This is a genomic window from Methylomagnum sp., from assembly GCF_054333355.1.
Genome location: NZ_JBTEKS010000236.1, coordinates 1 through 6,999 on the forward strand (window position 1 = coordinate 1; position 6,999 = coordinate 6,999).

Here is a 6,999-nt window from a genome sequence, read left to right on the forward strand (position 1 = left end):
GAAAAAATCCTGGCCGAGCAGCGGGACCGGGATTTGGCGCTACTGCGGACCTATCGGAGTCCAAAGGAAATCTTCACCGCCTTACAGGGCAAGTTGGACACCCTGGACGGCATCGCCAAAATCACCCAAATGAACCGCCAGCGGCAGAAGGAGCAACTGATGGCCCAGGAACAACGGGCGGCGGAACTGGAGCGGCAGGGGCAGGCGGTGTCGCAGAACCTGCGCGACCTCATCCAGGCCGCCCGGCGGCAAATCGCCAATTACGATTTGAAGCTGCGGGACATCGAGGCTGAAAAGGCCGCGCTCACGGAGCGCCACACCAAGGACGCCACCCGCTTCGAAGCCTTGGAGGCGCAGCTAAAGAATCCGGGGCAACGGCCCACCTCCGGCACGGCCACCACAGGCGCGAACGCGGGCGGGGACGAAACCAGCGCCATCGCCTGTAGCGCGGTGTCCACCTGTGATCGGGCTTGGGCTTTGGCGCGGGAATATGTGATTAAGTCGTCCAGCTTGCCCTTGTCGGTGGATACCGAAAGGATCATCCAGACAGCGGCCCCCGCCAACGACAACGAGTTCGGCGTCACCGTGACCCGCATCGCCGACAAGCACGAGTACATCATCTTCCTGGACGTGCGCTGCCGGCCCTCATCCATTGGGGAAGCCCTGTGCGCGGGAGCGCGGGCCAGGGAAGTGCGGGCCAACTTCAAGGTTTATATCGAGGCCGGGATAGGCTCCATCGCGACCGAAAGCGGCTCGCCATCCCCCTGATAAAGAAAGACCGACTCGGTTTTTGAAACCGAGTCGGTCTTTTGTCTTTCTGCAAACGCGCTACCGCCGCAGCAGCAACGTCCCGATCCCCCGGTCGGTCAGCAATTCCAGCAAGACCGCGTGATCGACCCGCCCGTCGATGATGTGGGCGCTGGCAACCCCGCCATTGAGGGCGTCGGTGGCGCAGCGGACCTTGGGAATCATCCCGCCGCCGATGGTGCCGTCGGCGATCAAATCCTCCACCTCGGCCAGGGACAGGCCGGTCAGCAACTCCCCGCTTTTGTCGAGAATACCGGCGGTGTTGGTCAGCAGCATCAGCTTCTCGGCCTTCAACACCTCGGCCATCTTGCCGGCCACCAGGTCAGCGTTGATGTTGTAGGAGAACCCGTCGTCGCCCACGCCGATGGGCGCGATGACCGGGATGAAGTCGTCCCGCACCAGCCGGTCCACGATCCGGGAATCAATGCTCTTCACCTTGCCGACGTGGCCCATGTCGATGATCTCCGGCTCGTCGGTCTCGGGGGACTTCTGGGTCATAACGATCTTCTCGGCCCGCACCAAGTCGCCGTCCTTGCCGGTCAGGCCCACCGCCGAGCCGCCGTGGCGGTTGATGAGGTTGACGATCTCCTTGTTGACCAGGCCGCCCAGCACCATCTCCACCACGTCCATGGTTTCGGCGTCGGTCACCCGCATCCCCTGCACGAACTCGCTGGTCTTGCCGAGGCGTTGCAGCAGGTTGCCGATCTGCGGCCCGCCGCCGTGGACGATCACCGGATTGATGCCCACCAGCTTCAACAGCACGATGTCGCGGGCGAAGCTGTTCTTGAGCCGCTCGTCCACCATGGCGTTGCCGCCGTACTTGACGACCAGGGTCTTGCCCTTGAAGCGCTTGATGTAGGGCAGCGCCTCGATGAGGACGTGGGCGATTTGGTTGGCGGAGGCGTTCTCCAGGGTTTCTTGCTTTTTCACGGTGGCTCACATGGCGGTGAAGTTGGGTGGAAGGATGATGTCGGGCTTCACCCGCAGCAACAGGGATTTGAACCGCCCCTTGATCCGCTCCAGCGCCTCGGGGCTATCGCCCTCGAAGCAGAGCGCCAGCGCGGGCTTGTTGTGGGAGGCGCGGATCAGCCCCCAGCCGTCGGCGAAATCGACCCTGAGGCCGTCGATGTCAAGGACGCGGGCCTCGGGGAACTCGGCGGCCTGCCGAAGCTTTTCCACGATCCGGGCATTCTCGCCCTCGCCCAAGGGAATATAGATCTCCGGCGCGTTGACGGTGTTCGGCAACTCATCGAACACGTCGGCGGTGGACCGCCAATCGGCGGACAGCACTTCCACCAAGCGGGCGGCGGCATAGATGGCGTCGTCGAAGCCGTACCAGCGCTCCTTGAAAAAAATGTGCCCGCTCATCTCGCCCGCCAGCATGGCGTCGGCCTCCCGCATCTTGGCCCGGATGGCGGCGGGGCCGGTCTTCCACATCAGGGGCCGTCCGCCGTGCCGGACGATATAGCCGGACAGATGACGGGTGCTTTTCACATCGAAGAGAACATCCGAGCCGGGTTCGCGGGACAGCACGTCGGCGGCCAGCAGCATCAACTGCCGATCCGGCCAGATGATCCGGCCCTCGGAGTCCACCACGCCCAGCCGGTCGCCGTCGGCGTCGAAGGCCACCCCCAGATCGGCCTCCTGCTCCCGGACGACGCGGGCCAGCGCTTCCAGATTCTTAGGGTTGCTGGGGTCGGGCTGATGATTGGGGAAGTTGCCGTCCACCTCGCAGAACAGCGGCACCACCTCGCAGCCGATTTGTTCCAGCACCGCCGGGGCGACTTGGCTGGCCGCGCCGTTCCCGGCGTCGACCACGATCTTCATGGTGCGGCTGGCCTGGGCATCGTGGGCGATGCGCTCGATGTAGTCGCGGGCGAGGTTGCGCACTTCGATCTGTCCCTGCCCGCTGGAGAATTCGCCCCGGTCGATGCGGGCGCGGATCCTCTGGATTTCTTTGGACGTCGCGACCTCGCTGCCCAGCACGACCCTGAGTCCGTTTTCATTCGCACGGTTATAGCTGCCCGCCACCATCACCCCGGACTTGGCGCCCAGCTCATGGGTGGCGAAATACAGCAGGGGCGTCGGCACCAGCCCCAAGTCGATGACCGAGCAACCGCTGGACAGAAGGCCCCGGCCCAGCGCGTGGCTCAGGTCCGGGCTGGACAAGCGGCCATCGCGGCCAATCACCACGGTGTTCTCGCCCCGTTCCCGCACCTCGCTGCCGATGGCCCGCCCCAGCAAGCGCGCCACATCCAGCGTCAAGGTATCGCCGACCACGCCGCCGATGTCGGCGGCCCGGAAGAGGGCGGGCGAAACGGTGATGTCGGGCGCCGCCGGAGGTGTTGGCGGCGGCGGGGGCGGAGGAGGCACTGGCGTCGGCGCCTCTAAATCCTTGAAGTGCAGGAATTTATCCAGCCCCTCGTCCAAATCGTCGGCGGATTGCGCGTCCGATGGCGCGTCGGGATATTCGGCGTTGACCACGGCCTGCGGCTTCGGCGGCGACAACTGGCTTATCAGCCGGTGCGTCTCGCGCAGCCGCAAGGAATACCTCCGGTTGGTCTTGCCCAAGGACAAATCGCGCATGAACGTCGCGGCGGCATCCAAGTCATGGCGCAGTGTCCTGCCCAGCCAGAACCAGGCATAGCCAATCCCGCCGACCGCCAGCAGCGCGGCCAGCGTCGGCAGCAGTAAGAACCACAGCCAGCCGGGGTCCGCCGAGGCCGGACCCCAATACCGCAGCGTCCACGGCGTGCCCGGCACCGGCACCTCGCCCGCCATGCCGCCGTCCTTCAGCGCCGCATCGCCGACATAACCCAGGCTGAGATTCTGCTGCCGCAACTCCATGGCGCCCTGGATGAATCCCGTCGGCAGCAAGCCGCCCACGGCTTTGGGCGGCAAGCTCGCCAGCAAGGTGCCCTCCCCTTTCGCCAGCCGACGCACCACGGCCACATGGGCGCTGGGCGTGTTGGCGGCGTGGAAGGCGGGCGCGGGCTTGCCGGCCTTGGTCTGGCGCACCATGTCCATGTCGGCGAACCCCAGGTTGGGGACGCGGGTCTCCTCCGGCACCTCCACGTTGTCCGGCACCAAGCGCACCAGGGCCGCGCCCGGCACCAGCCGGGTCAGGCGCTCCTCGACGCCGATGATCCGCGCCGGATTGCCCCCGGCGAGCGCCGATCCAAGCTCCGGGTCTTGGGCCAGTTGCTCCAATAAGTCTCCGGTCTGGGCCAGGACGAGATTCATGTGGCGGGCCGTGTTCTCCGCGAGGAGCCGCGCCGCGCCCGCGCCCGCCTCGCGGGCGCTGTCCGCCGCCGCGAAATACAGCCCCGCGCCGCAGCCCACCAGAATCGCCGCCACCACCGCCGCGATGATGAAGAACAGACGCCCCAGACTCATGGGCTTGGACTTTTGCGCCATGGCGATCATAGGCGTCAGCCGTGCCCCGTGTGCCCGAAGCCTCCGTGCGCCCGCTGGCTTTCGAGGAAGTCATCGACCCGCTGGAATTCCACCTGCGCCACCGGCACGAAGACCATCTGGGCGATGCGGTCGCCCACGTTGATTTCGAAAGGCTCGGCGCCCCGGTTCCAACAGGACACGAACACCTGCCCCTGATAATCCGAGTCGATCAAGCCCACCAGATTGCCCAGCACGATGCCGTGCTTGTGGCCCAGCCCCGAGCGGGGCAGCAACACGGCGGCCAGGCCAGGGTCGTCGATGTGGATGGCGAGTCCGGTGGGAATCAAATGGGTTTGGCCCGGCGCTAGCGTCAAGGCGTCGTCAAGGCAAGCCCTAAGGTCCAGGCCAGCGGCACCGGGGGTGGCGTATTCGGGCAGGGGGATGGCGTCGCCCAGGCGTGGATCGAGAATCTTAAGTTGGATTTTTTGCATGGTAGCGTTCGGCGATGAGCCGGAGGAGTTGTTCGGCGATGACCCGCTTCGAAGCCAGCGGCAGGCGGGTTTCCCCGCCGTTCCAGCACACGAACAGGGCGTTGTCGTCGGTGTCGAAGCCCAGCCCCGCGCCGACCCGGTTGGCGGCGACCAAATCCAGGGCTTTCGCGGCCAGCTTGCCACGGGCGTAGTCTTCCAGGCGGTCGGTCTCGGCGGCGAAGCCCACCGTGAACGGGCGCTTTTCCAAGGCGGCGACGGCGGCGAGGATGTCGTGGGATTTGCGCAAGTTGATCGTCATGGCGTCGGCGGTTTTCTTGAGCTTGCCCGGTGCCGCCTCCACGGGCGTGTAATCGGCCACCGCCGCCGCGCCGATATAGATGTCCGCCGCCTCGGCCCGCGCCATGACCGCCTCATACATATCGGCGGCGCTCTCGACCCGGACCCATTCCCGCACGCTAGGCGCGGCCAGGGCGGTGGGTCCGCTCACCAGGATGACTTCGGCCCCCAGGGCGGCAGCCGCGTCGGCCAGGGCGTAGCCCATCTTGCCGGAACTGCGGTTGCTGATGTAGCGCACCGGGTCGATGGCCTCGCGGGTCGGCCCGGCGGAAATCAGCACCGCCAGCCCCGCCAGCGGCCCCCCGCCCAACAGGCCCGACAGGTTGGCGACGATGTCCGCTGGCTCCAGCATCCGGCCCGGCCCGACCTCGCCGCAGGCTTGCTCGCCCGCCGCCGGACCCAGCAGCCGCACGCCACGCTGCGCCAAACAGGCGGCGTTGTCGCGGGTGGCGGGATGCGTCCACATGGCTTGGTTCATGGCCGGGGCCAAGACCAGGGGCACGCTGGACGCGAGGCAGAGGGTGGACAGCAAATCATCGGCCAGCCCCGCCCGCAGCCGCGCCATGAAATCCGCCGTCACGGGCGCCACCAGCACCAGATCGGCCCAGCGGGCCAAGCTGATGTGGCCCATCGCCGATTCCTCGGCGGGGTCGAGCAATTCGAGGTGAACCGGATTCCCGGACAGGGCTTGGAAGGTCAAGGGCTGGACGAAGGCCGTGGCGGCGGGGGTCATGACCACCCGCACCGCCGCGCCCGCGCCGCGCAGGAGCCGAGTCAGTTCAGCGGCTTTGTACGCGGCGATGCCGCCGGTCACGCCCAGGAGGATTTTTTTGTCGGCCAGTGGCGCCACGGTGAATAGTGTCTGGAAAGGCAAAGGCACAGGGTGGGGAATTATAGAGCAGCGTGCCGGGAAAGTGGGCCAATGCAACCGCCCGCCCCCTCGCCTGCCCGGCGCGGCGGTCTGGCCTGGATTTGAAGTCATCCTGATTGGGGCGGTATTTCCGCTGGGTCTATGGCAAGTTCACGAACGGGCTTCTATGCTTGAGGGCGAACTGTCGCATATCTAAGAAAAACTTACGAGAAACCATCATGCCCATTACGGATTGGCCCGACGATGAACGACCCCGCGAAAAGCTATTGCAACGAGGCGCGCAGGCATTGTCCGACGCCGAGCTGTTGGCGATTTTCCTCAGGACTGGCATCAAGGGCAAAACCGCCGTCGATCTCTCCCGCGAGTTGCTGACTGAGTACGGCTCCCTGCGGGCGCTGTTCGATAGCGATTTCGAGCGGTTCAGCCAAAGTCCCGGCCTGGGGTTGGCGAAATACGCGCAGTTGCAGGCCGTGTTGGAAATGGCCCGCCGCCATTTGAAGGAAATGCTGCGCCGGGAAAGCGCCCTGACCAGCCCCGGTCTGACCCGGCAGTATTTGTCGGCCCATCTACGCAGTTATCAGCACGAGGTATTCGGCTGCTTGTTTCTCGACAATCAGCATCGGGTGATTGAGTTTGAGGAGTTATTCCGGGGGACGATTGACGGGGCCAGCGTGTATCCCCGCGAGGTAGTGAAGAAAGCCTTGGCTTTTAATGCCGCCGCTGTGATTTTCGCGCATAACCATCCGTCGGGGGTGGCGGAGCCTAGCGAGGCGGATAAGCACATCACCACCCGGCTTAAGCAGGCTTTGAACTTGATTGATATTCGGGTATTGGATCATTTTATTGTGGGGGATGGGGATGCTTATTCGTTTGCGGAGCATGGGTTGATTTGAGGGGGGATGACCGGATTGTTTGCGGGCGAAGCGGCTGCCGTGTTTGCTGTTTGATTATTTGGATATGTGTTTGGTCCCGTGTGATTATATTCCGGTTAGAAGCTATGCTCTCTTCGAGGCGCGGAGCCTGCTCCGCGAGGTATTCAATTCACTGGCTTGAGGCTCCGCCATGCTGATCCGTCTCCACAAGAACGCCCGCACCACC

6 protein-coding genes are annotated in these 6,999 nt (G+C 65.1%); 2 read left to right on the forward strand and 4 right to left on the reverse strand.

Features of this window, described 5'->3' with window-relative positions:
- The coding region (locus ACXWUF_RS15740) for a hypothetical protein (protein ID WP_458495602.1) at positions 1–768 on the forward strand (768 nt) is incomplete at its 5' end.
- Between the two features lie 60 nt (positions 769–828).
- On the opposite strand, the gene argB is transcribed toward ACXWUF_RS15740, so the two are convergent.
- The 4 genes from argB to coaBC are packed head-to-tail and all read right to left on the reverse strand — an operon-like array spanning position 829 to position 5,880.
- Positions 829–1,737 (reverse strand): acetylglutamate kinase, encoded by a 909-nt coding sequence (gene argB, locus ACXWUF_RS15745; protein ID WP_458495603.1) that lies wholly within the window; start codon positions 1,735–1,737, stop codon positions 829–831.
- 6 nt (positions 1,738–1,743) lie between these two features.
- Positions 1,744–4,224, reverse strand: a complete 2,481-nt coding sequence (locus tag ACXWUF_RS15750; RefSeq protein ID WP_458495604.1) for a phosphomannomutase/phosphoglucomutase — start codon at positions 4,222–4,224, stop codon at positions 1,744–1,746.
- Between the two features lie 14 nt (positions 4,225–4,238).
- The gene (gene dut, locus ACXWUF_RS15755) at positions 4,239–4,694 is read right to left on the reverse strand and encodes a dUTP diphosphatase (protein ID WP_458495605.1); all 456 of its coding nucleotides are present in this window, start codon (positions 4,692–4,694) and stop codon (positions 4,239–4,241) included.
- The gene (gene coaBC, locus ACXWUF_RS15760; RefSeq protein WP_458495606.1) at positions 4,675–5,880 is read right to left on the reverse strand and encodes a bifunctional phosphopantothenoylcysteine decarboxylase/phosphopantothenate--cysteine ligase CoaBC; all 1,206 of its coding nucleotides are present in this window, start codon (positions 5,878–5,880) and stop codon (positions 4,675–4,677) included. Before coaBC ends, dut begins: the two co-directional genes overlap by 20 nt.
- A gap of 239 nt (positions 5,881–6,119) precedes the next feature.
- On the opposite strand from coaBC, the gene radC reads away from it, so the two are divergent.
- On the forward strand, positions 6,120–6,794 hold the full coding sequence (radC, locus tag ACXWUF_RS15765; protein WP_458495607.1) for a RadC family protein: 675 nt from the start codon (positions 6,120–6,122) through the stop codon (positions 6,792–6,794).
- The last annotated feature ends 205 nt before the right edge of the window (positions 6,795–6,999 follow it).

Coding starts and splice junctions, on each gene's coding strand:
- dut (WP_458495605.1), bottom strand. CDS start 4,694: ATGCAAAAAATCCAACTTAAGATTCTCGATCCACGCCTGGGCGACGCC.
- radC (WP_458495607.1), top strand. CDS start 6,120: ATGCCCATTACGGATTGGCCCGACGATGAACGACCCCGCGAAAAGCTA.
- ACXWUF_RS15750 (WP_458495604.1), bottom strand. CDS start 4,224: ATGGCGCAAAAGTCCAAGCCCATGAGTCTGGGGCGTCTGTTCTTCATC.